At 71.8% G+C, this 22,366-nt stretch carries 21 protein-coding genes and 1 tRNA gene; 8 read left to right on the top strand and 14 right to left on the bottom strand.

The window, feature by feature from the left end:
• Positions 1-85: 85 nt before the first annotated feature.
• Complete coding sequence (locus AQJ67_RS22460) at positions 86-1,492, top strand: M6 family metalloprotease domain-containing protein (protein ID WP_062720851.1); 1,407 nt, start codon at positions 86-88, stop codon at positions 1,490-1,492.
• 526 nt (positions 1,493-2,018) lie between these two features.
• Here the strand turns inward: AQJ67_RS22460 and AQJ67_RS22455 are convergent.
• From AQJ67_RS22455 to AQJ67_RS22420, 8 genes are all read right to left on the bottom strand, one after another.
• Positions 2,019-2,092: transfer RNA gene (locus tag AQJ67_RS22455), tRNA-Lys, on the bottom strand.
• Positions 2,083-2,658, bottom strand: coding sequence for a bifunctional DNA primase/polymerase (locus AQJ67_RS22450; protein ID WP_062720850.1), 576 nt, complete (start codon positions 2,656-2,658; stop codon positions 2,083-2,085). Before AQJ67_RS22450 ends, AQJ67_RS22455 begins: the two co-directional genes overlap by 10 nt.
• Positions 2,659-2,791: 133 nt before the next feature.
• The gene (locus AQJ67_RS22445; protein WP_062720849.1) at positions 2,792-3,157 is read right to left on the bottom strand and encodes a hypothetical protein; all 366 of its coding nucleotides are present in this window, start codon (positions 3,155-3,157) and stop codon (positions 2,792-2,794) included.
• Positions 3,158-3,300: 143 nt separating this feature from the next.
• Complete coding sequence (locus AQJ67_RS22440) at positions 3,301-3,474, bottom strand: hypothetical protein (protein ID WP_159058807.1); 174 nt, start codon at positions 3,472-3,474, stop codon at positions 3,301-3,303.
• On the bottom strand, positions 3,471-4,808 hold the full coding sequence (locus tag AQJ67_RS22435; protein ID WP_062720847.1) for an AAA domain-containing protein: 1,338 nt from the start codon (positions 4,806-4,808) through the stop codon (positions 3,471-3,473). Before AQJ67_RS22435 ends, AQJ67_RS22440 begins: the two co-directional genes overlap by 4 nt.
• The gene (locus AQJ67_RS22430; protein WP_062720846.1) at positions 4,805-6,409 is read right to left on the bottom strand and encodes a hypothetical protein; all 1,605 of its coding nucleotides are present in this window, start codon (positions 6,407-6,409) and stop codon (positions 4,805-4,807) included. The genes AQJ67_RS22435 and AQJ67_RS22430 overlap by 4 nt, the downstream gene beginning before the upstream one ends.
• Complete coding sequence (locus tag AQJ67_RS22425; RefSeq protein ID WP_062720845.1) at positions 6,400-7,533, bottom strand: hypothetical protein; 1,134 nt, start codon at positions 7,531-7,533, stop codon at positions 6,400-6,402. The genes AQJ67_RS22430 and AQJ67_RS22425 overlap by 10 nt, the downstream gene beginning before the upstream one ends.
• Positions 7,484-8,494, bottom strand: a complete 1,011-nt coding sequence (locus AQJ67_RS22420; RefSeq protein ID WP_062720844.1) for a phosphatase PAP2 family protein — start codon at positions 8,492-8,494, stop codon at positions 7,484-7,486. The genes AQJ67_RS22425 and AQJ67_RS22420 overlap by 50 nt, the downstream gene beginning before the upstream one ends.
• A 187-nt stretch (positions 8,495-8,681) precedes the next feature.
• On the opposite strand from AQJ67_RS22420, the gene AQJ67_RS22415 reads away from it, so the two are divergent.
• Positions 8,682-9,278, top strand: a complete 597-nt coding sequence (locus AQJ67_RS22415) for a histidine phosphatase family protein (protein WP_062720843.1) — start codon at positions 8,682-8,684, stop codon at positions 9,276-9,278.
• Between the two features lie 39 nt (positions 9,279-9,317).
• Here AQJ67_RS22415 and AQJ67_RS22410 read toward each other — a convergent pair whose 3' ends face one another.
• Positions 9,318-10,796, bottom strand: a complete 1,479-nt coding sequence (locus AQJ67_RS22410) for an NsdA family TPR-like regulatory protein (RefSeq protein ID WP_062720842.1) — start codon at positions 10,794-10,796, stop codon at positions 9,318-9,320.
• 300 nt (positions 10,797-11,096) lie between these two features.
• Here AQJ67_RS22410 and AQJ67_RS22405 point away from each other — a divergent pair, with 300 nt between their 5' ends.
• Together AQJ67_RS22405 and AQJ67_RS22400 are read left to right on the top strand one after the other, a co-directional pair.
• The gene (locus AQJ67_RS22405; RefSeq protein ID WP_208615023.1) at positions 11,097-11,552 is read left to right on the top strand and encodes a hypothetical protein; all 456 of its coding nucleotides are present in this window, start codon (positions 11,097-11,099) and stop codon (positions 11,550-11,552) included.
• Positions 11,553-11,598: 46 nt separating this feature from the next.
• Positions 11,599-12,468 (top strand): spermidine synthase, encoded by an 870-nt coding sequence (locus AQJ67_RS22400; protein ID WP_062720841.1) that lies wholly within the window; start codon positions 11,599-11,601, stop codon positions 12,466-12,468.
• A gap of 15 nt (positions 12,469-12,483) precedes the next feature.
• On the opposite strand, the gene AQJ67_RS22395 is transcribed toward AQJ67_RS22400, so the two are convergent.
• On the bottom strand, positions 12,484-13,014 hold the full coding sequence (locus AQJ67_RS22395; RefSeq protein WP_062720840.1) for a hypothetical protein: 531 nt from the start codon (positions 13,012-13,014) through the stop codon (positions 12,484-12,486).
• A gap of 146 nt (positions 13,015-13,160) precedes the next feature.
• Here AQJ67_RS22395 and AQJ67_RS22390 point away from each other — a divergent pair, with 146 nt between their 5' ends.
• The 4 genes from AQJ67_RS22390 (at position 13,161) to AQJ67_RS22375 (ending at position 17,166) form a co-directional block, all read left to right on the top strand.
• A complete protein-coding gene (locus AQJ67_RS22390; protein WP_062720839.1) occupies positions 13,161-13,865 on the top strand; it encodes a response regulator transcription factor in 705 nt (234 codons plus the stop codon).
• A complete protein-coding gene (locus tag AQJ67_RS22385; protein ID WP_062720838.1) occupies positions 13,862-15,265 on the top strand; it encodes a sensor histidine kinase in 1,404 nt (467 codons plus the stop codon). The genes AQJ67_RS22390 and AQJ67_RS22385 overlap by 4 nt, the downstream gene beginning before the upstream one ends.
• Positions 15,266-15,385: 120 nt before the next feature.
• Entirely contained in the window at positions 15,386-16,861 is a 1,476-nt protein-coding gene (locus tag AQJ67_RS22380; RefSeq protein WP_062721064.1) for a glycoside hydrolase family 18 protein, read from the top strand.
• A gap of 11 nt (positions 16,862-16,872) precedes the next feature.
• Positions 16,873-17,166, top strand: coding sequence for a trypco2 family protein (locus AQJ67_RS22375; protein ID WP_062720837.1), 294 nt, complete (start codon positions 16,873-16,875; stop codon positions 17,164-17,166).
• A gap of 147 nt (positions 17,167-17,313) precedes the next feature.
• Here AQJ67_RS22375 and AQJ67_RS22370 read toward each other — a convergent pair whose 3' ends face one another.
• The 4 genes from AQJ67_RS22370 to AQJ67_RS22355 form a co-directional block, all read right to left on the bottom strand.
• Entirely contained in the window at positions 17,314-18,732 is a 1,419-nt protein-coding gene (locus AQJ67_RS22370) for a GH1 family beta-glucosidase (RefSeq protein WP_107122952.1), read from the bottom strand.
• 132 nt (positions 18,733-18,864) lie between these two features.
• Positions 18,865-19,767 (bottom strand): carbohydrate ABC transporter permease, encoded by a 903-nt coding sequence (locus tag AQJ67_RS22365; protein WP_062720835.1) that lies wholly within the window; start codon positions 19,765-19,767, stop codon positions 18,865-18,867.
• Complete coding sequence (locus AQJ67_RS22360; RefSeq protein WP_062720834.1) at positions 19,764-20,792, bottom strand: carbohydrate ABC transporter permease; 1,029 nt, start codon at positions 20,790-20,792, stop codon at positions 19,764-19,766. The genes AQJ67_RS22365 and AQJ67_RS22360 overlap by 4 nt, the downstream gene beginning before the upstream one ends.
• Entirely contained in the window at positions 20,789-22,111 is a 1,323-nt protein-coding gene (locus tag AQJ67_RS22355; RefSeq protein ID WP_062720833.1) for an ABC transporter substrate-binding protein, read from the bottom strand. The genes AQJ67_RS22360 and AQJ67_RS22355 overlap by 4 nt, the downstream gene beginning before the upstream one ends.
• Positions 22,112-22,366: the final 255 nt, after the last annotated feature.

The following is a 22,366-nucleotide window of genomic DNA, read 5'->3' as shown; positions in this document are numbered from 1 at the left end:
CCGTCTGGTGCAGCTGAACAGGACGTAGTACGACAATCCGACACAGGGTGGATGCGGTGTCCCGCGAACCGCTCCGGAGGTCCCCGTGCCGCGTCAGCTCCCCCTGCTCCGTGGGACGGGCCTGCTGCGGGACCGGCACCGACTGCGCAGCACCGCGGCCGTGTTCACCACGATGTCGGCGCTCGCCGCGACCTCCCTGGTCGCCGGCCCCTCGGTCGCCGAACCCTTCGACACGGCACCCTGCGCCCTCAAACGGACCGCGGCCCACCACTCCGAGGGCCTGGACACCTGGAACGCCGCCTATCCGCGCCCGACGCGGGAGCTCGACGCGGTCATGGTGTTCCTGTCCTTCCCGGACGCGGCCCCCCAGACGACACCCGCCGAACTGACGGCCGACCACTTCCCGGCCACCACCCGCTTCTTCGAACGCGCCTCCTACGGCAGATTCACCCTGCGTCCGCATCCGCTCCACCACTGGATCCGGATGCCGAAGCCGTCCACCGCGTACGCCATACAGCGTGACTGGCGGGTCGCCGACCGGGCCGCCTATTTGCGGGACGCGCTCGCCGCGGCGGACCGTGAGGTCGACTTCTCCCACTACGACATCGTCTACTTCGTCGCCGACCCGGACGCGCCCGGCGTCGACTCGGACGCCACGAAGGTCGTCAACCTGGACGCCCCGCTGCGGGCCGACGGTACCGACATCCGGCGCGTCGTCACGGTCTTCGAGAACCATCCGCCGGACCGGCTGGTCCTCGCCCACGAGACCGGTCACGTCTTCGACCTGCCCGACCTGTACCACCGCCCGGTCGACGGCAAGGGCGACTGGGACACCTATGTCGGCGACTGGGACCTGATGGGCAGCCAGTTCGGGATGGCACCGGATCTGTTCGGCTGGCACAAGTGGAAGCTGGGGTGGCTGGAGCCGCGACAGGTGGTGTGCGTGCAGGGGCGGGGCGGCGGACCCGTACGGCTGACGCTGGAGCCGCTGTCCGCGGCGCCGGGGATTCCGGTGCGCACGGGTGCGGCCGGGTCGCCCGGCGCGTTCGGGGCGGGCGGCTCGCCCGAGGCTCCCGACGCGTTCGGCATGCAGGGCGCGCTCGGGGAGTACGGCCCGTCCGGGGCGTACGGTGGTGTCCCGGGCTTCGGACTGGGCAACGGCATCAAGCTGGCCGTCGTCCCCACCGGCACGGAGAGCGCCCTGGCCTTCGAGGTGCGCGGCCCGGTGGGCAACGACATGCAGACCTGCCGGCCGGGGGTGCTGGTGTACCGGGTGCGCAGTGAGACCGAGTCCGGGGGCGGGCCGGTCGAGGTGATCGACGCCCATCCGCACAGCGAGGCCTGCTGGGAGGAGTCCGTGTACCCACCGCTCGCGGACGCGCCGGTCGGCCTCGGCGAGAGCTTCACGGTGCCGGAGGAAGGCGTACGGGTGGACGTCGAGGGACGGACCGTCTCGGGGGCGTGGACCGTGCGCATCACCGCGATCGGGTAGCGCGTGCGCCGGGTACGGGGTCGCGTGGCCGGACAGATGTACGCCGGATGGCAGCGGTACGCCTTGTGGACCACTTGTGCGCCGGGGCAACGCGGAACCGTAGCCACGACGAGGGGTGACGGGCGAGGGCGGGGGGTGACGGCGGGGGGCGAGGGGCGTTCACCCGTGAGCGCCGGAAAGTCACCCGCGAAACGCGAAGGCCCCCGCAGTTGCGAGGGGCCTTCACCGTCTGTGCGCCGCCAGGGACTCGAACCCCGGACCCGCTGATGCTGCATTCCCCGGGGGACAACCCCCGGACCCCCGGCCGCCCCTGCGGAGCCGGGAAAAGCAACCTCTAACGCGAAAGCCCCCCGCAGTTGCGAGGGGCCTTCACCGTCTGTGCGCCGCCAGGGACTCGAACCCCGGACCCGCTGATGCTGCATTCCCCGGGGGACAACCCCCGGACCCCCGGCCGCCCCTGCGGAGCCGGAAAGTCACCCGCGAAACGCGAAAGCCCCCCGCAGTTGCGAGGGGCCTTCACCGTCTGTGCGCCGCCAGGGACTCGAACCCCGGACCCGCTGATTAAGAGTCAGCTGCTCTAACCAACTGAGCTAGCGGCGCCTGCTGACGTCGTAGACCTTAGCATCCTGATCCGGGTGGGGAAAAATCGATATCCGCACGGCCGCGCGGGCCGCCCGGACGGCCGCCCAGAGCAGCACCTCCGGCCCCGGCAACCAGGGATTACGCGTGTCCGGGGCGACCAGCCAGCGGGCGCCGGAGGGGGTGTCGGTGGCGGACCGGGCCGGGACGGTCACCGCGTCTCCGGTGCCGTGGCACAGCAGCGCCGGGACGTCGCCCGCGCGGCCGAGCTCCTCCCACCGCAGCAGCGACGGCAGCCGCTGGGCCGTGCCGGGCGCGGCGAACAGCAGCATCCGCCCCCGGAACATCGCCACCGGCCCCGATCCGGGCCCTTCCTCCCACAGCTGGTCGACCATCCGGCGCCCGAAGACCGCGGGTGCGCTCACGACATCGAAGACGGAACCGCAGGCCAGCACCATGGGGGCCGTCGGCCGCTCGTCCCAGAAGGCCCGGGCGCTGCGCGGATACGGTTCTGCGGAGGCGAGCCAGGCGGCGCCGTCCGCGGTGAGGGAGGCGGTCGAGAACGGGGCGTTGGGTGCGCTGCTCATGACAGCTACATCTACCGACGGTGAGCGGGCCGTTCCCGAGAGTTCCGGGAAACCGGGACAGGGCGGGGTGGCAGGGCGTATCTTGCCCGCCTGGCATATGCCATCGACGGTGTCGGGGCGCCGGGTGGCCGGGTCACACCGGGTCGACGTGCCCGGGACCCTCGACCCCCCGCATCAGATCCCGGCCGAACTCCACCATCTTCTTGGCATAGTCCTCGGTCCACTCGGCCCGCGCGGCGATGTCGGCCGGCGTCAGACGGTCGAACCGCCGGGGATCCGCCAGCTGGGCCGCCGCGATGGCCTGGAACTCCACCGCACGGTCGGTCGCCGCCCGGAACGCCTGCGTCAGCTCGGTCGCCCGCGTCAACAGCGCCCGCGGGTCGTCGATCGACTCCAGGTCGAAGAAGTGCTCCGGGTCGGCTGCCACCTGCGCGGGCTCGAAGAGCAGGGGCGCGGGGCGTAGCCGCGGTTCGTTCCGACGCGGCGTGGGCTCCGCCATGTCTTCTCCTTCTCTTACGTCGACGATCTCGTGGACCACCAAGGACATCTCACCGAGGACATCTGTGGACCGATCCACCGTCCATTGTCCCGCGCCCACGCAAGGGGGCGTCGAGCGCAGGTCAAAGGGGGTGCCATGAGGAATCAGCCGGGCCGCCACCCCACCCGGTGCTCCGCCAGTCGCGCCAGCACGGCGTGGTTCGCCTCCCAGTCGTCCGGGCTGTGTTCATCGGCCGCCCCCGGCGGCGTGCCGGACTCCGTCCGGCGGACGGGCGCTGTGGTGATCGAGCCGATCGTGCGGGTGCGGTTTGTGTTCACGGCCGCCACCCCACCCGGTGCTCCGCCAGTCGGGCGAGAACCGCGTGGTTCGCCTCCCAGCCGTCAGGAAACTTCACCAGCGTCCCCAACTGCACCGGCTCCGTCGACGGATAGTCGTCCAGCAGGTCGCTCACCCCCGCCCGGCACACCACGATGCAGGCGTGCCGGTGGCGGGAGGCGAGGACGCACAGGCGGCCTGTCTCCAGGTGGAAGGCGGTGGCGTCGGGGCGGCCGGAGAGGGGGTGGAGGACCACGGTCACGTCGTACTCGCGGCCTTGGAGACGGTTCGCGGTGTCGACGGTGACGTCGGTCACGCCCAGCTCGGTCAGCGCGGCCCGGACGGAGGCCGCCTGGTCCCGGTGGGCCGTGCCGACCGCGATCCGGTCGGCGGTGAGGGGCGCGGCGTCGGGTGAGCGCTCCGACGTCGCCGCCCCGCCCCGGTCCAGCAGGCGCCGGACGACCGTCGCCACCGCCCGTACCGCCTCGGGGTCCGTGCGCGGGGTGTGCCGGGCGGGCAGCTCCAGCAGGCCCCAGCCCGACTCCGCCGCCTCGTCGATCACCCGGTCGGGACCCGAGCCGTCCGACGGGACCGCGAAGGACAGGGTGCGGTCGCCGTGGTCCGTGCCGCTGCGGAACGGGGTGTACGGGTAGAAGGCCCCGGAGACCAGCGGCGCGGCGGAGGCCGGGAGCCGCCAGGAGACCGGCAGGCGGTGCTGGGGCAGTTCGGGGTTGTGGGCCAGAAGGGTGGTCACGGCGGAGGCCGACGGGTCGTACGACAGGCCCGCCCACTGCTCGCTGCCGACGATGGAGAAGGGGTCCAGCTGGCCGGGGTCGCCGACGAACAGCGCCCGCTCGAACAGGCCCGCCACCGCGAGCAGCGAGTCCGAGCGCATCTGGTAAGCCTCGTCGACGATCGCGTGCCGCCAGGGCTCGTCCACCTTCACGTGCGCCCACTTGGCCGCCGTCGAGATGACGACCGAGAGGCCGTTCAGATCGCCCGCCTTCGCCGACTTGCGTACGTTCGGCAGGTCGTCCAGCGCCTTGTCGTACGGGTCGGCGTCGCTGCTGTGCAGCCGGCCCACCGGCAGCTCGGGGTTCTTCTCGGCGAGCCTCAGCACCAGGTCGTCGACCTGGGCGTTGGTCTGCGCGACGACCATCAGCGGGCGCCCGGCGTCGGCGAGTTCGAGGGCCGCGCGGACGACGAGCGTGGACTTGCCGGCGCCGGGCGGGGAGTCCACGACGACACCGCGCGCGGTGCCGTGCAGCGTGTCGCGGAGGATCGCGTCGGTGGCCTCGGTCGCCGCGGCACCGGGGTCGAACACGGCGGCGGTCACAGCACATCCTCCTCGGTCAGCGGATCGGCGGCCTCGGACTCCGGCTCCCCGGGCGGACCGCCGTGCGTCCACGGCGTCTGCTCCGGGTCTGGCAGCTTCGCGCCGCCCCGCTGCTCGTGCTCGAACAGCGTGAAGCACAGCACATCGCCCTTCTCGGGCACCGACCCCTCCTCCGGCTCCTTGCCGCGGCCCATCTTGTCCAGCACCCGCAGCACGATCAGCGCACTGTCGTCCTCGGCGTCCCCCTCGTATCCGACGAACTCCGCCGACTGAGGCTTCCCACCCAGGGACCGGAACACCTTCGCCCGCTCGCCCAGATGCGGTCGGTCGTCCGTGCGAACCGTCACCAGCGGGCGAGGACTGGGCCGCTTGCCCTCGCTGTACGCCATCACGACATCGGTGACCTCGCCCGCGAACGCCTCCCCGGACAGCCGCCGCCCCGCCATCACCAGCGGGTCGTCGAGCGCCTCCTGTGCCTCCAGCCGGGCCTGTTCGCGCTCGCGCGCGGCGAGCTTGTTGGCGGCGGTGACCGCGTCGTCGTGGCGCGGCTGCGGGGGCTCGCCGGCGACCACGCGGTCGCGGTGCCCGGTGAAGGACCAGCGGTCGCGAGTCCACCGCTCCTCGACCCGCGCGGCCTCCGGCAGCTCCCGCAACCGGTCGAGGCCCCGCCACACCGCGTCCCAGGTGGGCCGGGTCCGGCTCGCCACGAGGGCGCGGATCTCCCGCTCGGCGGCGGTCAGGTCACCGAGCCGGTCGTCGGCCTCCAGCCCGTCCTCGGCGGCGGCCAGGGCGGTGCGGGCGCGGTCGTAGCGCTCGATGGCGGGGGCGAGCAGCTTGTTGTCGAACGCCGGGTCGGTGGCGGGGCCGGCGGGCGGGCACAGCAACTGGCCGTCCCGGTCCCGGGCGAGCTCCGCCCGCAGGGCCGCCTCGGCGCCCGTCTCACCGTCCGGCAGGTCGATCCACGCCAGCAGCGCGCCGAGATGCTGGTCCTCCAGCGTGGACTGACCGGTCGCCCAGTGCCGGGCCAGTACGTCCGTCATGGCCAGCAGCAGCGAGGACCCCGGCACCCGGGCCCGCTCGGCGAAGTGGGTCAGCCACCGGCCGAGCAACGGCACGCGCGGAGGCGCGGGGTAGGGGGCCTCCGGGTCCTGCTCCGCCGTACGCCTGAAGCGCATGGAGCGGCCCAGGAGCCGGACGAAGTCGACGCCCGCGCGGCTCGGCACGATCAACTGCGGGGCGTCCGCGCACAGTTCCACCTCGACCTTGACCCGCTGGCCGGTCTCCGGATCGGTCTCGTTGCGCTCGGCCGCCTCCACGTCCTCGGCGTAGGCGTCGATGTACGGCAGGACGACGTCCGCCAGCTCGGCCAGGAACGCGAACCTGAGGTCGCGGTCGCGCGGCTGCGGGACGACCAGCAAATGCGGGGCGTCACGGTCCGTGCCGACGAGCGCGCCGAGCGGGGCACCGGCCTCACCCGCGGTGGTGAGCGGCACGAAGACCAGCGGCCGCTCGGACAGCCGACGGTGGCGGACGGTCGCGGCGGGCTGGGCGCGGCCCGTGCTGACGGCTTCCAGTCGGGCGAGAGTGGAGATCAGCGACACGCGGCCACCGCCTCCGTGCCGAGGGCCTCCGCCCGCAGTCGCGCCGCCCTGCGCAGGGCCGCCACGGCAGGATCGTCCGGGTCGCCGGACTCGCCGCGGGCCGCCGACAGGACGCTCTCGACGGTCGTCAGGTCACCCAGCTCGGCCCGCACCGAACGGCCCAGCGACGTCACCGCGCCGGACGCGCGGGACCGGGCGCGGCAGTGGAAGGCCAGCTCACAGGCGGACAGACACTCGGGCGCGTACGTCGCCGGAACCGACTCGACGGCCGCCGTCAGGTCGGCAGCGGGCAGTTCGGGGGAGAAGCAGACGCCGTCGGGGAGGGCGTCGGCGATGTCCTCGATACGGGTGAGACGGGCCAGCTGGCGGGCGGTGACCGCACGCTGCTTGCGGACGTCGACGGCGGAGGCGGTGGGGAGGTTGGAGAAGTCCTTGGGGCAGACAAGGAGGACGCGGTGGCGCACGCGCGGGGCGGGATCCAGCCGGGCGGCGACCTGCTCCAGCGCCAGTACGTAGACCGCCGACTGCCGTGCTGCCGCGCCTACCTTCGCCGGGTCCGCCGAACCGTCCAGCATCGGGAAGGACTTGATCTCCACGACCGTCCAGCTGCCGTCCGGGTGCACCACCACCGCGTCCGGCTCCAGGAAGGCGGGCGAGCCGGCGACGTCCAGCGCGAGCATGGGGTGGTCGAGCAGCGTCCACTCGCCGTGGGTCCCGGTGGCTTCGCGCAGCGCGAGTGCCGTACGGGCTGTGCGGCCCTCGGGGCCGGTCGCGGTGAGCTCGGGCACGCGCGCGCCGGCGGGCGGTTCGGCCGAGCGGTCCAGCTTTTCGTGGACCAGGCGCAGCAGCTCCGCTCCGCCGTCCGCCTTGACCTTGGCCTCGAACGCGTTCCCGCGGGTGAGGGCGAACTGCGACTGTCCGAAGGCCGACGGTGAGCCGAGCGCGCTCGCCAGGGCCGCCTTGTTCACCCCGGCGCCGTCCAGGATCGCGCGCCGCTTGCAGCCGGGGTTGGCGGCGAGGGCGGCCAGGGCGCGCGCGTCGAGCGCCTTGGCCGGTACGTCGGGACCGCGCAGCTCAGCGAGCCGGTGCCGGAGCGCCGTCCCCCGCGTCCTGGGGAGAGGCACTCGGCTCGGCTCCGGATCCGCCCCGGGACTCGCGCTGCCGTGGAATTCGCTCACCCGCGGAAGTCTGGCATCCGCCACTGACAATCGAGGAAGAAGTGTCGTCCGAGGCCACGGTGACGGTCTCGCGCGTACCCTTCGCGACCGTGCCGCCGGAGCCCGTTCCGGCCGCCGCGACGGGGGCGGTTTTCGCCCCGAACCGCGCCCGGACTCGGTCCGAGGCTCGCAGGACGTACGGCGTCAGCAGCAGTCCGACGCCCATCACGGCGGCGCCCGCGACCGCGTCGAGGAAGTAGTGGTTGGCGGTGCCCATCACGACGATCGTGGTGATCAGCGGGTAGGCGACGGCCGCCACCTTCGTCAGGCGCGTCCCGCCGTACCGCCACAGCATCACCCCGCACCACAGCGCCCAGCCGACGTGCAGGCTCGGCATGGCCGCGTACTGGTTCGTCATACCGCCCATGCCCCGCGGCGCGCTCGCCTCGCCGCCCCACCAGCCGTACGAGCTGTACTGCGCCATCGTGTCCACGAAGCCGTGGCTCGCGGCGAGCAGCCGGGGCGGGCAGGTGGGCAGCAGGGTGAAGCCGATCAGGCCTATGAGGGTCGAGGTCATCAGCCAGGTGCGGGCCGCGCGGTAGTGCACGCTGCGGGACCGGAAGATCCAGACCAGGAGCACGGGGGTGACCAGGTAGTGCAGCGACGCGTACCAGAAGTCGGCCGGGACGCCGAGCCAGGGCTCGCGGGTGAAGAGGCGGTTGAGGGGGTGCTCCGCGTTGAGGTAGAGGGCCTTCTCGATGTCCAGGATCGCCAGGCCGTGGTCGACGGCGTGGCTGACATCACCCCGGGCGAGGAGCCGGCCGGCCGAGTAGCAGGCGTACACCAGGAGTATCAGCGGCAGCTCGGTCCACCAGCGCAGGCGGGTCCGCGGCGTCGCCTCCACGCCAGCTGTCTCGGCGCGTGGCATCCGATCGCCTCCCCTTTCATGTCGCGGCGCCCGGTTGACCGGTCGCACCACTTTACGGTGTATGCGCGCGCCCCCTTCGGGGGGCCCCGGCCCTCAAGACGCAGAGATCGCCCCCCGGGTTGCCCCCGCACAGCGTGCGGGATGATGGACGGGTCCCGCCTCTCATTTCTCCCGGAAGGGCACCTCCATGGCACCGCGCATCCTGCTGGCCCGGCACGGACAGACGGCCTGGTCGCTGTCCGGCAAGCACACGGGCAGGACCGATGTGCCGCTCCTGGAGGAGGGCCGCCGGGGTGCGAAGCTGCTGGGGGAACGCCTGCACCGGCCGCCGTACGACGGCCTCGCCCAGGTCGAGATCCGCACCAGCCCGCTGGCACGCGCGCGTGAGACGTGCGAACTCGCCGGCTTCGGTGAGCGGGCGCGCACCTGGGACACGCTCATGGAGTGGGACTACGGCGCCTACGAGGGCATGACACCCGCGCAGATCCAGGCCGTGCGTCCCGGCTGGCTCATCTGGCGCGACGGCGTACCGCAGGGCGAGAGCCTGTCCGAGGTGACGGCCCGGGCCGACGAGGTGGTGGCATGGGCGCGCGAGGCCGACCGTGACGTGCTGGTCTTCGCGCACGGGCACATCCTGCGGTCCATAGGCGCGCGCTGGCTGGGGCTGCCGCTCGACTTCGCGGCACGGATCCGGCTGAACCCGACGTCGCTGTCGGTGCTGGGATGGGCGTACGGGGAACCGGCGATCGAGAGCTGGAACGACCTGGGGCACCTGGCGTTGTAGCCCCCGCGAGCGCGGGCCCCGCCGGTCACGCCCCGTCGGTCACGCCATGCGTGGCACGCTCGCGTGCCGCTCCAGAAACGCCGACACACCGGTCGCTCGGCGGTGCGGCAGCAGCACCCGTGCCGTGCCCGCCAGCATCGTCTGGACCCGCGATGACTGCACCTGGTCGAGCAGGTCCAGCACCCGCATCCCGGCCGCGGCGGCCTCGTCCGGGCGACCGCCCCGGGCCAGGTCGTCCGCCAGTTCCGCCGTGTACAGCGCGATGTTGCGCGTGAAGTGCGGATCCTGGAGCTGCGCCGCGCGCGCGGCGTGCCGCGCCGCCCGCTGCCAGTTGCCCAGTATCGACCAGCACTGCGCCTCCAGAGCCTCCAGCTCGGCCTCCCCGTAGAAGCTCATCCACTCGGGGTCCGCTTCCGAGCCGCCCCGCTCGTAGAGGGCCTGCGCGCGGACGAGGGCCTGTTCGCAGCCGGTGCGGTCGGCGAGCCCGGCCCAGCCGCCCGCCTCGCGCAGCGCCAGCAGCGACATCAGGCGGGGGGAGCCGAGGGGGCGCGCCGCGCGCTGCGCGGCCTGTGCCGCCCGCACCGCCTCACGCGGCCGGCCCGCGTCCCGGGCCAGGAACGACATGTTGCAGAAGGCGTGCGCCTCCAGCGCCGGGTCGCCCGCCATCCGGGCCGTGGCCAGCGCTTCCGCGTAGTGCGAGCGGGCGTCGTCGAAGCGGCCCGAGTCGTGCGCCAGCCACCCGACCGAGATGGCCAGTTCACCCGCGCCGGAGTGCAGCCGGTCGCCGATCGCCTGCCGGGTCGTACCGGCGTCGAGCAGCTCGTACGCGGCCCGCAGCGGGGCGGCCGCGCGCCGGTAGAGGCCGTCGGCGCCGTGCCGGTCGTCGAGCAGCCGGATCCGGCGTACCGCTTCCTCGAGCGCGTCCGCCTCGTGTCCTCCGACACGTCGGACGGGACGCTCGACGGCCGCGGCGTCGAAGGCGAGCCCCAGCGGGCTCAGCGAGGCGGCGGCCACTGTGGCGCCACCGCCGGTCATGAATGCGCGACGCAGCACGTCGCTCTCCTCGTGGATCTCGTGATTCTGGTGGTTCTCGTGGTGCTGTTCCGGAACGTACGGGTCGTGCGGGTTCGTCGGGTCATACGGCTCGTGGCCGCCCCATGTCTCACTGGTGGCGCACGCCGAGCTCGTGGTGTGCACGAGGGGCGCGTCCTCGGCGGTGAGCGCCCGGCGCCCGCGTACGGACGAGCGGGGCGCGAAGCCGAGGTCGGTGAGCGTGCGGCCGGGGAACATATGCAGGAACACCCGTTCGTACGCGTAGTTGGGGCAGCGGATCTCGCCGGCCTCGACCCGCCCGACGTAACGCGCGTCACAGCTGACCCGCTCACCGATCTCGCGAGCGGCCCGCCGTACCGCCGCGGCGAACTCGGCCGGCGAGCGCTGTCCGCGCAACTGCCGGAATGCGAGATTCGGCCTCGGTGGCCGGGAGGGCTGGGACGAGGTCAGCTCTGACGACGCCATGGCCGGGTCCTCTCATGAACCGTCGAACCATGCCGCAGCGAGGACGAGTTGAACCGGATGTCCGTACCGGATACCCGTACCGAATGTCCGTACCGAATATCCGTACCGAATATCCGTGTGTGCCCTTGCTGTCGGCGGGCATGAACGTACCTGCTGTAGCGAACCCGCCACGCAGCGTTTGGCTACAAAACGGATATCTCATACGTGATCTGCCATGAACTGCCATCCTTTGCGGCGGACTTCCGCCGTAGCCGTTGACGTCGCGCCGCGTTGAACTCTGCGGACTGCACAAGGGGTTCCGTGGTGGAGGTCGGGATGGAGACCAGCCAGAGCATCGCTCCGCATGCACCGTCGGCAACGGCGGGGCACGCGTCGGCCGCGGAGTGCGGCGAGCCGCCGGAGGCGGGCTGCGACGTGGTCACGGTTCCGGCGCGGCAGGGCCTGGAGGCGGTCGACATCCTGCGGCGCGGGACGGCCGGGGACGCGGTGGGACCCGTACTGCACGACGGCGGTGGCGACACCCTCGGCTTCGTGGTCCCGTCGGGCACCGCGGCCGCCTGGGACGTGCCGGGCAGCACCTGTACGGAGACCGACGGCCGCGGACTGCGCCTGAACCTCAATCCCGAGCCGCCCGTCGAGGGCTCGGACTGGCTTCTGCCGCCCGGCGAGGCCGACCTGGCGACGGATCCCGCGGTGCTGCGGGCGGCACTGGGAGAGGCCGCGCGGCTGCTCGAGGCGGCCGACAACTGCCGGTGACGGCGCTGGTCGGGCGGCGCCGCGTGCCGCTTGCGACAATGACCGCATGGGAAAGTCCAGGAACGCCAGGCGCCGGTCGGCCGCGGCCGAACCGGTCGTCGAGCGCGTCGACGGCGGCCTCGCCGAGCTGATACCCGACCCGGACCGCGCCCGGGCCTGGACCCTCCTCATCGACGGGGCCCCTCAGTCGCACGTCGACCTGGACGACCCGTCCCACCTCTCCTTCGAGTACCAGCGGCGCCTCGGGCACGTCATCGACCTCGCCGCCCCACCGGGCAGACCCGTACGGGCCGTGCACCTCGGCGGTGGCGCCTTCACGCTCGCCCGCTATGTCGCCGCCACCCGGCTCCGGTCCACCCAGCAGGTCGTCGAACGGGACGCCGCCCTCGTCCAACTGGTGCGCAGGGAACTGCCGTTGGATCCGGGCGCCCGGATCAGGGTGCGGTCGACGGACGCGCGGGACGGGTTGGCCAAGGTGCCCGACGGGTGGGCCGACCTCGTCATCGCCGACGTCTTCAGCGGGACCCGGACCCCCGCCCATCTGACCTCGACGGAGTTCCTCGACGACGTCCGCAGGGCCCTCGCGCCAGGTGGTGTCTACGCCGCCAACCTCGCCGACGGCCCGCCGCTCGCGCACCTGCGCGGTCAGATCGCCACCGCCGCCGACCGGTTCGCGGAGCTCGCACTGGTCGCCGACCCGGCCGTACTGCGCGGCAAGCGCTTCGGCAACGCCGTCCTCGTCGCCTCCGACCGCCCGCTCCCGGTCGCCGAACTGACCCGTAGCGCCGCCTCCGACCCGCACCCCGCGCGCGTGGAGCACGGCAAGTCGCTCACCGACTTCACCGGTGGCGCCGTGCCCGTGACCGACCTCGCGGCGGTGGCCTCCCCGGCGCCGCCCCCGTCCGTGTTCCGGTGACGGTGTTCCGGTGACTCAGTAGTTCCCGATCTCCACCCGCGGCGGCCCGTCGTGCCAGGTGCAGAACACCGACACCCGGTCCGCGCCGGCGCCGAACTCCACCCGGATCCACGTCTCCGTCTTCCACACCTGCATAGACCAGCCCGCACCCGGCGTGGCCGAGACGAGGGACGCGTCGCTCGGGCCGATGTCGAAGACCACCCGGCCGCCGTCGGTGTCGTAGCTCTTGACCTGGCCGGACGTGGCAGGGGAGGGGCTGGTGCTCTTCGGTGGTGCCGTCGAGGGGTCCGGGGTGCGGGGCGTCGCGGGCGGCTTCGGCGAGGGGCTCGCGGGGTTCGACGGACCCTTCGAGGGGGTCGGCCGGTTCGTCGACGACGCGAGCGGCTTCGACTCCTGGGTCGTCGCGTCGGCGGCCGTGATGGGCAGGGCGCGAGGGCGGTCGTACACGGTGCCCGCCATCACCGTGTGGACACCCCACCACGACAGCGTGACCGCCGCGCCCGTGGCGAGCGACCAAGCCAGTACGTGTACGAGTCCTCTGCGCATCGCGGGCCATACTGCCTCACGCGTCCCGAGCGTGTCGCGCCGTTGTGCGCGGGCGTGGAGTTGCCCACACACCTCTGTTTGTCCACAGGTGGTGAGTTGTCCACAGGCCCGGACCGGGCTCGGGCGCATGGCGTACGGTGCGGCGCATGGCAAGTGTGCTCGTGGTCGAGGACGACCAGTTCGTACGCTCGGCGCTCATCCGGCACCTGACCGACGCCGCCCACACGGTGCGCAGCGTCGGTACGGCACTGGAGGCGCTGCGCGAGGTCGCCCATTTCCGTTTCGACGTGGTGATTTTGGACCTCGGTCTGCCCGATCTGGACGGCTCCGAGGCCCTGAAGATGCTGCGCGGGATCACGGACGTGCCGGTGATCATCGCCACCGCCCGGGACGACGAGGCGGAAATCGTCAGGCTGCTGAACGCCGGGGCGGACGACTATCTGACCAAGCCGTTCTCGGTGGAGCACCTGTCGGCCCGGATGGCCGCCGTGCTGCGCCGGGCCCGGTCGGGCAGCGCGGAGGCCGCACCGTCCAGCGTGCTGCGCGTCGGCGGTCTGACCGTCGACCCGCTGCGCCGCCAGGCCGAGTTGGACGGAGCGAGCCTGGACCTGACCCGCCGCGAGTTCGACCTGCTCGCCTTCCTGGCCGGCCGGCCCGGGGTCGTCGTGCCCCGCAAGGAGCTGCTCGCCGAGGTGTGGCAGCAGTCGTACGGCGACGACCAGACCATCGACGTCCATCTGTCCTGGCTGCGCCGCAAACTGGGCGAGACCGCCGCCAACCCGCGCTATCTGCATACCCTGCGGGGCGTCGGCGTGAAGCTGGAACCACCCGTGGGGGAGCCGCCGCGATGAGGTGGGCACTGGTCAAGGTCTGTCTGGCGGTCACCACCATGGTCGTGGTCGCCTTCGCCGTCCCGCTCGGACTCGTCATCCGGGAGATGGCCCGCGACCGCGCCTTCTCCAACGCCGAGCGGGAGGCCGCCGCCGTCGCCCCGGCCCTGTCCATCACCACCGACCGGGACCAGCTGGAGCGGGTCGTCGCCTCGGCCGGATCGGACGCGGGTATGGCCGTGCACATACCGGCCTCCGGTGACACGGCAGCCGTCGACCTCGGACGGCGGCGCGCAGCCGCCGACGACATCGCGACCGTGCGACGGCTGGGCCGCGCCTCCACCAGCGAGGTCCCCGGCGGCTCCACGCTGCTCCAGCCGGTCGCGCTGAGCTCCGGTGAGATCGCCGTCGTCGAGGTGTACGTCCCTGACGCGGAGGTCACCAACGGCCTGGCCACGGCCTGGGCGGTGCTCGCCGGGGTCGGCCTCGCGCTGATCGTCGGATCGGTCGCGGTCGCGGACCGGCTGGGCGTACGGATGGTGCGGCCCGCGCAGCGCCTGGTCGAGGGCGCGCACGAACTGGGGGAGGGCAAGCTGGGCGCCCGGGTGCCCGAGGAGGGGCCGAACGAACTGCGGCTGGCGGCGGTGGCGTTCAACTCGATGGCCGACCAGGTGGTGCAACTCCTGGCGAATGAGCGGGAGTTGGCGGCCGACCTGTCCCATCGCCTGCGTACTCCGCTGACGGTGCTGCGGCTGAACGCGGCCTCGCTCGGGGACGGTCCGGCCGCCGAGCAGACCCGCGCCGCCGTCGCCCAGCTGGAGGGAGAGGTCGACAAGATCATCCGTACGGCGCGGGAGGCCAAGCCGCAGACGGTGGCGGCCGGTCCGGGGGCCGGGTGCGACGCTGCCGAGGTGGTGCGTGAGCGCATGGCCTTCTGGTCGGCGCTGGCGGAGGACGAGGGCCGCAAGGTGCGGGTGGCCGGCGTGGAGCGGCCGGTGCGGATACCCGTGGCCCGGGCGGATCTGGCGGCCGCGCTGGACGCCCTGCTCGGCAACGTCTTCCGGCACACCGCCGAGGGCACGGCGTTCGCGGTCGACGTGCACAACGGCGAGGACGCGGTGATCGTGCTGGTCTCGGACGCGGGGCCCGGCATCTTGGACCCCGAGGCGGCGATGGCGCGCGGGCGGGGCTCGGGCAGCGCCGGCTCGACCGGGCTCGGCCTGGACATCGTGCGGCGGCTCGCGGAGTCGACCGGCGGGGACGTACGGATCGGGTCGTCGGTGCTGGGCGGGACCGAGGTGCGGATCTGGATCCAGCTGAACGGACGGGCGCCCGTGCGCAGGGGGCACCGAGGGGCGGTTCGAAGACGCCGCCCCGGCAGATTGGTCTCGACCTTTAACCGTCCCCGATCCCTTCCTTAAGCGCACCCTAAGGTCCTCAACGCCGGTCTGGATCAGGGCTTTTGCCCGATTCCGGATCGCTAGCGTGCTGCCGCACCCCACCCCTCGGGAACCCCCGTGATGAGCGAAGGCAGGCACGTGATGAGTACGCACCGGCGCAAGGTCAGCGGCAGGAACAAGGCGATCGGCGGTCTCGTCGCCGCGTCCGTGGTCGGCGGCGGCGCGGTCCTGTTCACGGGCACCGCCCAGGCGGCCGGCATCGGGGCGGCGTACACGAAGACCAGTGACTGGTCGACGGGGTACACCGCGCAGTACGTCGTCACCAACAACAGTGGCGGGACCGAGAAGGAGTGGACGCTGGAGTTCGACCTGCCGGCGGGCTCGAAGCTGAGCTCGCTGTGGAACGCCGAGTCGAAGGTGAGCGGGCAGCACGTCACCGTCACGCCGCCCAAGTGGGACCGGGACGGGCTCGCGGCCGGTGAGTCGGTGACCGTCGGCTTCGTGGTCAACGGCAAGGGCTCCCCGGCGGCCTGTCTGATCGACGGCGCCAAGTGCTCCACGGACGACGGCGCGACACCCGAGCCGAGCGGCCGGCCCACGTCCACCGGATCCGCCACGCCGACACCGAAGCCGACGGCCACGCCCACCCGGAGCACGCCCCCGACCCCGACCCCCACCGCCAAGCCCTCGGAGACCCCCGGCACCGGAACCGGAACCGGCGCCGGCGCCGGCTTCGCCCCGTACATCGACACCTCCCTCTACCCGGCGTTCGACCTGGCGGCGAGCGCCGAGGCCACCGGCGTGAAGAACTACAACCTCGCCTTCGTCACCGACGGCGGCGGCTGCACCCCGAAGTGGGGCGGCGTCACCGACCTCGGCACCGACGCGGTGGCCGCGCAGATCGGCGACCTGCGCGCCAAGGGCGGCGACGTCCGTGTCTCCTTCGGCGGCGCGGCCGGCAGCGAGCTGGCGACGACCTGCTCCTCGGCGCAGGCGCTGGCGGCGGCGTACGGCAAGGTCGTGGACGCGTACAAGCTGACCAAGGTCGACTTCGACGTCGAGGGCGGCGCGCTGCCGGACAAGGCGGCGAACACCCGCCGCGCCCAGGCGATAGCCGAGCTCCAGCAGCGGCACCCGGACCTGGACGTCTCCTACACCCTCCCCGTGATGCCGGAGGGCCTGACCCAGCCCGGCGTCGACCTCCTCGCCGACGCCAAGCGCAACGGCGTGAAGATCGACGCCGTCAACATCATGGCGATGGACTACGGGCCCGCGTACAGCGGCGACATGGGCACCTACGCCGAACAGGCGGCCACCGCCACCCAGGCCCAGGTCAAGAGCGTCCTCGGCCTCTCCGACAGCGCGGCCTGGAAGACGGTCGCCGTCACCCCGATGATCGGCGTCAACGACGTCACCACCGAGATCTTCAAGGTCGACGACGCCACGCAACTGGTGAGGTTCGCCCAGTCCAAGGGCCTCGGCTGGCTGTCGATGTGGTCGGCGACCCGCGACAAGCAGTGCGCGGGCGGCGAGAAGCCGGCGGCGGACGCGACGTGCAGCTCGATCCTCCAGGAGAAGTTCGCGTTCTCGAAGGCGTTCGCGGCGTACGGAAAGTGACGCCTGGTGACATGATCCGTGAGTTGCGGGAACAGCTGACCAGTGCGGTGGCGGACGGCGACGGCAGGATGCTGCGCTTCGAGCTGGGTCCCGTCGAGGTCGAGGCGTCGGTCGCCGTCACACGGGAGGGCGGCGGGGACGCGAAGGTACGGCTGTGGGTCGTGGACGCCGGGGCGAGCGGCAAGTACGGCCACGCCGAGACACAGCGGATCACGCTCACGCTCACTCCGAAGGTGGTGCCGTCGGGCGGCGGTACCGCACAGACGGCGTTGATCGCGGGTGACGCGGTCGACGGCGAGATCTGAGCGAGGGCTGCGCGCGGACGCCCCCGCCCAGCTCGCCGCTGGAGTTCCGCGAGGAGGGCCGTGCGCGGAGTTCCAGACCGCACGGAGTGCGGCACGTCCCCTCCTCGTGCCGCACCCCGCACTCCGCCCCCGCTCCGCCCCCGTCCGCTAGAGCTCCGTCTCCACCCCCGGCAACACCCCCGTCCGAGCCGCCTTCCCGTACCAGTACGCACTCGACTTCGGCGTCCGCTCAAGCGTCGAGTAGTCGACGTACACGGCCCCGAACCGCTTCTCGTAGCCGTACGCCCACTCGAAGTTGTCCATCAGGGACCACAGGTAGTAGCCGCGGACGTCGGCGCCGTCGGTGATGGCGCGGCGGACGGCGGCGAGGTGGCCGTGCAGGTAGGCGATGCGCTCCGGGTCGTGGACGCGGCCGTCGGGGTCCGGCTTGTCGTCGTAGGCCGCGCCGTTCTCGGTGATGTAGAGCGGCAGGCCGGGAGCCTCCCGGGAGTAGCGCATGATCAGGTCGTGCAGGCCGGTCGGGTCGATCGTCCAGCCCATCTCCGTGCGCTCACCCGGGGTCTGGTGGAACGTCACGTCGTCCGCGCACGGCCACGGCGAGTGCTCGCTTGCACCGTGCCCGTCCGCCCGCGGACCGCTGACCTCCGTCTCCGCCGCCGACACCAGCGCGGGGGTGTAGTAGTTCAGCCCCAGGGCGTCCAGCGGCTGGTTGATCTTGGCCAGGTCGCCGTCCAGGACGTACGACCAGTCCGTCACCAGCTCCGTCGCCGCGTACAGCGACTCCGGGTACACGCCGTGCAGGATCGGGCCGTGGAAGACGCCGTTGGCCAGGTCGTCGATCTTCCGGGCCGCCGCCAGGTCCGCCGGGTCCTGCGAAAGCGGCCGCACCACGGCGGAGTTGAGGCTGAGCGCCACCGAGTTGCGGGCCGGCATCACCGAGCGCAGGGCCTCGGTGCCCAGGCCGTGCGCCAGGTTGAGGTGGTGGGCCGCCCGCAGCGAGGCCGCCGGTTCCGTACGGCCGGGCGCGTGCACCCCCGAGCTGTAGCCCAGGAACGCGCTGCACCACGGCTCGTTGAGCGTGATCCACTGCTCCACGCGGTCGCCGAGCGCCGCACCGACGATCTGCGCGTACTCGGCGAACCGGTACGCCGTCTCGCGCTCCGGCCAGCCCCCCGCGTCCTCCAGCTCCTGCGGCAGATCCCAGTGGTAGAGGGTCACGGCGGGCTTGATGCCCTTCGCCAGCAGCTCGTCCACCAGCCGGCGGTAGAAGTCCAGACCCCGCTGCACGGCCGGGCCGCGGCCCGTCGGCTGGACGCGCGACCAGGAGACCGAGAAGCGGTACGCGCCCAGGCCGAGATCGGCCATCAGCGCCACGTCGTCGCGGTAGCGGTGGTAGTGGTCGACAGCGATGTCACCGTGCTCGCCGCCGGCCGTCTTACCCGGTGTGTGGCTGAAGGTGTCCCAGATCGACGGGGTACGGCCGTCCTCCCGCACCGCTCCCTCGATCTGGTACGCGGACGTCGCCGCACCCCAGAGGAAGGCGGGGGGAAAGGAGACGGAGGACATGGGTTCAGGCATGGAAGCGCTCCCATAAGGGGTCTGGAGACCGACGGGTAGGAGGGGGGAAGGTGGTGCAGGGGCCGAGGCGGCGGTGACCCGGCCCCCGGAGTCGTACGGCCGAAGCGGGGTGGGCGCGCGTCAGCCCTTGACCGCGCCCTGCATGATGCCGCCGACGATCTGCTTGCCGAACAGCAGGAAGGCGATCAGCAGCGGCAACGTGCCGAGCAGGGCGCCCGCCATGATCACCGCCTGGTCGGGGACATAGCCGGTGCCGAGGGAGTTGAGCGCGACCTGCACGGTCGGGTTCTCCTGGTTCAGGGCGATGATCGGCCACAGGAAGTCGTTCCAGGCGAACACGAAGGTCAGCAGGCCGAGGACGGCCATCGCCGGCCGCGCCGCCGGGAACACCACGTGCCAGACGACCCGCAGACTGCTCGCGCCGTCCACCCGCGCCGCCTCGATCAGCTCGGTCGGCAGTGCCTGGAGCAGGTACTGGCGCATGAAGAACGTACCGAAGGCCGTGCACAGCGTCGGCAGGATGACCGTCTGGAGCTGGTTCGACCAGCCGAGGTCCGCCATCCACAGATACAGCGGTACGACGGCCAGCTGCGGCGGGATCATCATCGTGCCGATCGTCAGCATCAGCAGGAGACCGGAGAACCGGAACCGGAGCTTGGCGAAGGCGAAACCGGCGAGCGTGGCGAACAGGACCGTGCTGATGGTGATCATGCCCGCCACGAAGATGGTGTTGAACATCGCCGTGCCGAGCCCGCCCTCCTCCCACGCCCGTTCCATGTTCTTGAACAGGTTGCCGCCGAACCACAGCGGCGGCGGGGTCTCCGCGAGCCGCCGGTCGGTGCGCGAGGCCGCGATCGCCGTCCACACCAGCGGGGCAAGCGAGACCAGCGCGAACACGGTCAGGACGACGTAGGTGAGCGGACCGGCGTGCAGCTGCTTGCCGGCGCCCATCACCCGGGGCCGTTCGCGCCGGGTCTTCGCGGGCGGCGAGGACTGAGGAGTCGTCAGTTCGGTCGCGGTCATTGGGACTTCCTCAGCCGTCGGGACACCAGCAGTTGGATCACGGCGACGATCAGCAGGATCAGGAACATCGACCAGGCGATGGCGGAGGCCTTGCCGAGGTTGCCGATGATCCAGCCCTGGTCGTACATGTACAGACCGAGCGTCTGGTACTGGTGCTCGGAGCCGCCCTTCGAACCGGACACCCCGCCGAACAGCAGCGGCTCGCCGAAGAGCTGGGTCGCGCCGATCGTCGAGACGACCACCGTGAACAGGATCGTCGGCCGCAGCTGCGGGATCGTCACATGCAGGAACTGCTGCCAGCGGTTGGCACCGTCGATCGCCGCCGACTCGTAGAGATCGGCCGGGATGGCCTGCATCGCCGCCAGGTAGATCAGCGCGTTGTAGCCGGTCCAGCGCCAGATCACGATCGAGGAGACCGCGAACTGCGAACCCCAGTCGGACTCACGCCAGTTCACCGGGTCGATCCCGACGAACTCCAGCAGCCAGTTGATCATGCCGCCGTCCCACGAGTACAGCAGCACGAACACCAGCGTCGCCGCCGCCACCGAGGTGGCGTAGGGGGTGAGCATCACGACCCGCCACACGGTCGAGCCGCGCAGCTTGTAGTTGAGCAGATGCGCCAGGCCGATCGCCATCAGCAGCTGCGGCACCGTGGAGATCACACCGATGGTGAACGTGTTCCACAGCGCGTTCCAGAAGAAGTCCGAGGACAGCAGGTTCTGGTAGTTGTCCAGGCCGGTCCAGGTCTGGCCGTCCAGGTTGGACAACTGCACGTTGTGCAGCGAGTACCAGGCCGTGTAGAGCAGCGGGACGAGCGAGAACGCCCCGAACACGATGAAGAAGGGGGCGACGAACGCGTACGGCGACGCCTTCATGTCCCAGCGGTACAGCCGGCTGCGCCAGGAGTCCTTCCCCGGCGGGGGTGTACCGCGACCCTGAGCGCGGCCGGCCGCGCCCGGCTGGTCACCGGGCGCGGCGTCGGCGCTCGACGCGGGGTGCGCGAGAGCCTGCTTGGGGCTGGTCACTGGCCGAGCACGTCCTTGATCTCCTCGGACGCCGCGTCCCAGCCGTCCTCAGGGCTCTTGCCCTTCTGCTCCACCTGGAGGATGCCGATGTCGGTCAGGGCCGTGTTGATCGCCTGGTCCTTGATGCCGAAGTACTGCGACGGGATGGTCTTCGCCGAGTCGGAGAAGATCTGCGTGATCGGCGCGTTCGAGAAGTACTCCGTGGTGGCGGCCGCCGGCTTCAGGGTCGAGTACGCCGACGGGGTCGACGGGAAGCTCGCCTGCTTGGCGAAGACCTTCGCCTGCTGCTCGGGCGCGGTCAGCCACTTCGCCAGCGCGATGGCTTCCTTCTGGTGCTTGCCCGAGGCCGGCACGCCGATGAACGAACCACCCCAGTTGGCCGCGGTCGGCGCGGCCGCCACGTCCCACTGGCCCTTGCCGGACTCACCGGACTTCTCCAGGATGTAGCCGATCATCCAGGCCGGGCAGGCCACCGTGGCGAAGGTGCCGTTCGCGTAACCCTGGTCCCACGGCTTGTCGAACTGCTTCAGCTTCGCCGACATGTCGCTGGTCGCCACGTCCATGGCGACGTTCCAGGCCTTCTTGACGCTCGCCGACTTGTCCCAGGTGACGGTGCCGTCCGTCTGGTAGTAGCGCTCGGGCTCCCCGCCGAGGGCCGCGTTGTAGACCGAGGAGGCGGAGTCCACGAACTTGGTGCCGCTCGGCGCCTTCTTCATGTACTGCTTGCCCAGGTCGACGTACTTGCCCCAGTCGCCCTTCCACTGCTCGGCGAGCTTGGTGCGGTCGGTCTCCAGACCGGCCTTCTCGAACAGGTCCTTGCGGTAGCAGATCGCCATCGGGCCGACGTCGGTGCCGAGCCCGATCTGCTTGCCGTCCTTGGTGGTGGCCTGGGCGTTCTTCCAGTCCAGCCACTGCGACTTGTCGACCTCCTTGCCGAGGTCGACGAACTTGTCGGCCTGCGTCTCCACGGCCTCGGTGATGTTCATGACCTCGATGGCCTGGACGTCGTCGGCACCGGAGCCGGCCTGGAGCCGGGTGAGGACCTTCGGCCAGTAGACGTCGGTACGGGTGGTGACGTTCTCCTTGATGGTGATGTCGGGGTTGAGCTTCATGTACTCGTCGTAGAGGCCGGCCTGCTTGTAGCCGAAGGTGCCGAAGGTGCCCACGGTGAGCGTGGTCTTGCCGCCGCCGTTGCCTCCGCCCTCGCCCGAGTTGCTGTCGTCCGAGTCCTCGGCGCAGCCGGCGAGCAGCCCTGTCGTCAGCGCGGCTGCGACCGCGAGGGTCACCAGTCTGCGGGACCCGCGGGTACTCGTGCGCATTGCGTCCTCCTGTTGCCTGACGTGCCGACCCCCCGGCCAACTGCACTGTTGGGCCCGTTCGTTGAACTCGCTTCGGCTCGGGCGGGGAACGTGCGGGATGTGTATGTGTCAGGTACTGTGGGAGCGCTCCCACAGGTGATGAGTTGAAGGTTCGTCGGTCCGGGCGGGGGTGTCAAGGGTGGTGGAGCGGAGTTCTGTGTTCAGTTATCGGGCCGTTAACTGGACCCGCTGAGTCCGTCCGGCGAGCGAGGACGA

The sequence above is a fragment of the Streptomyces caeruleatus genome (assembly GCF_001514235.1).
Lineage (GTDB): Bacteria > Actinomycetota > Actinomycetes > Streptomycetales > Streptomycetaceae > Streptomyces > Streptomyces caeruleatus.
This window is presented reverse-complemented; position numbering and strand designations above follow the sequence as displayed.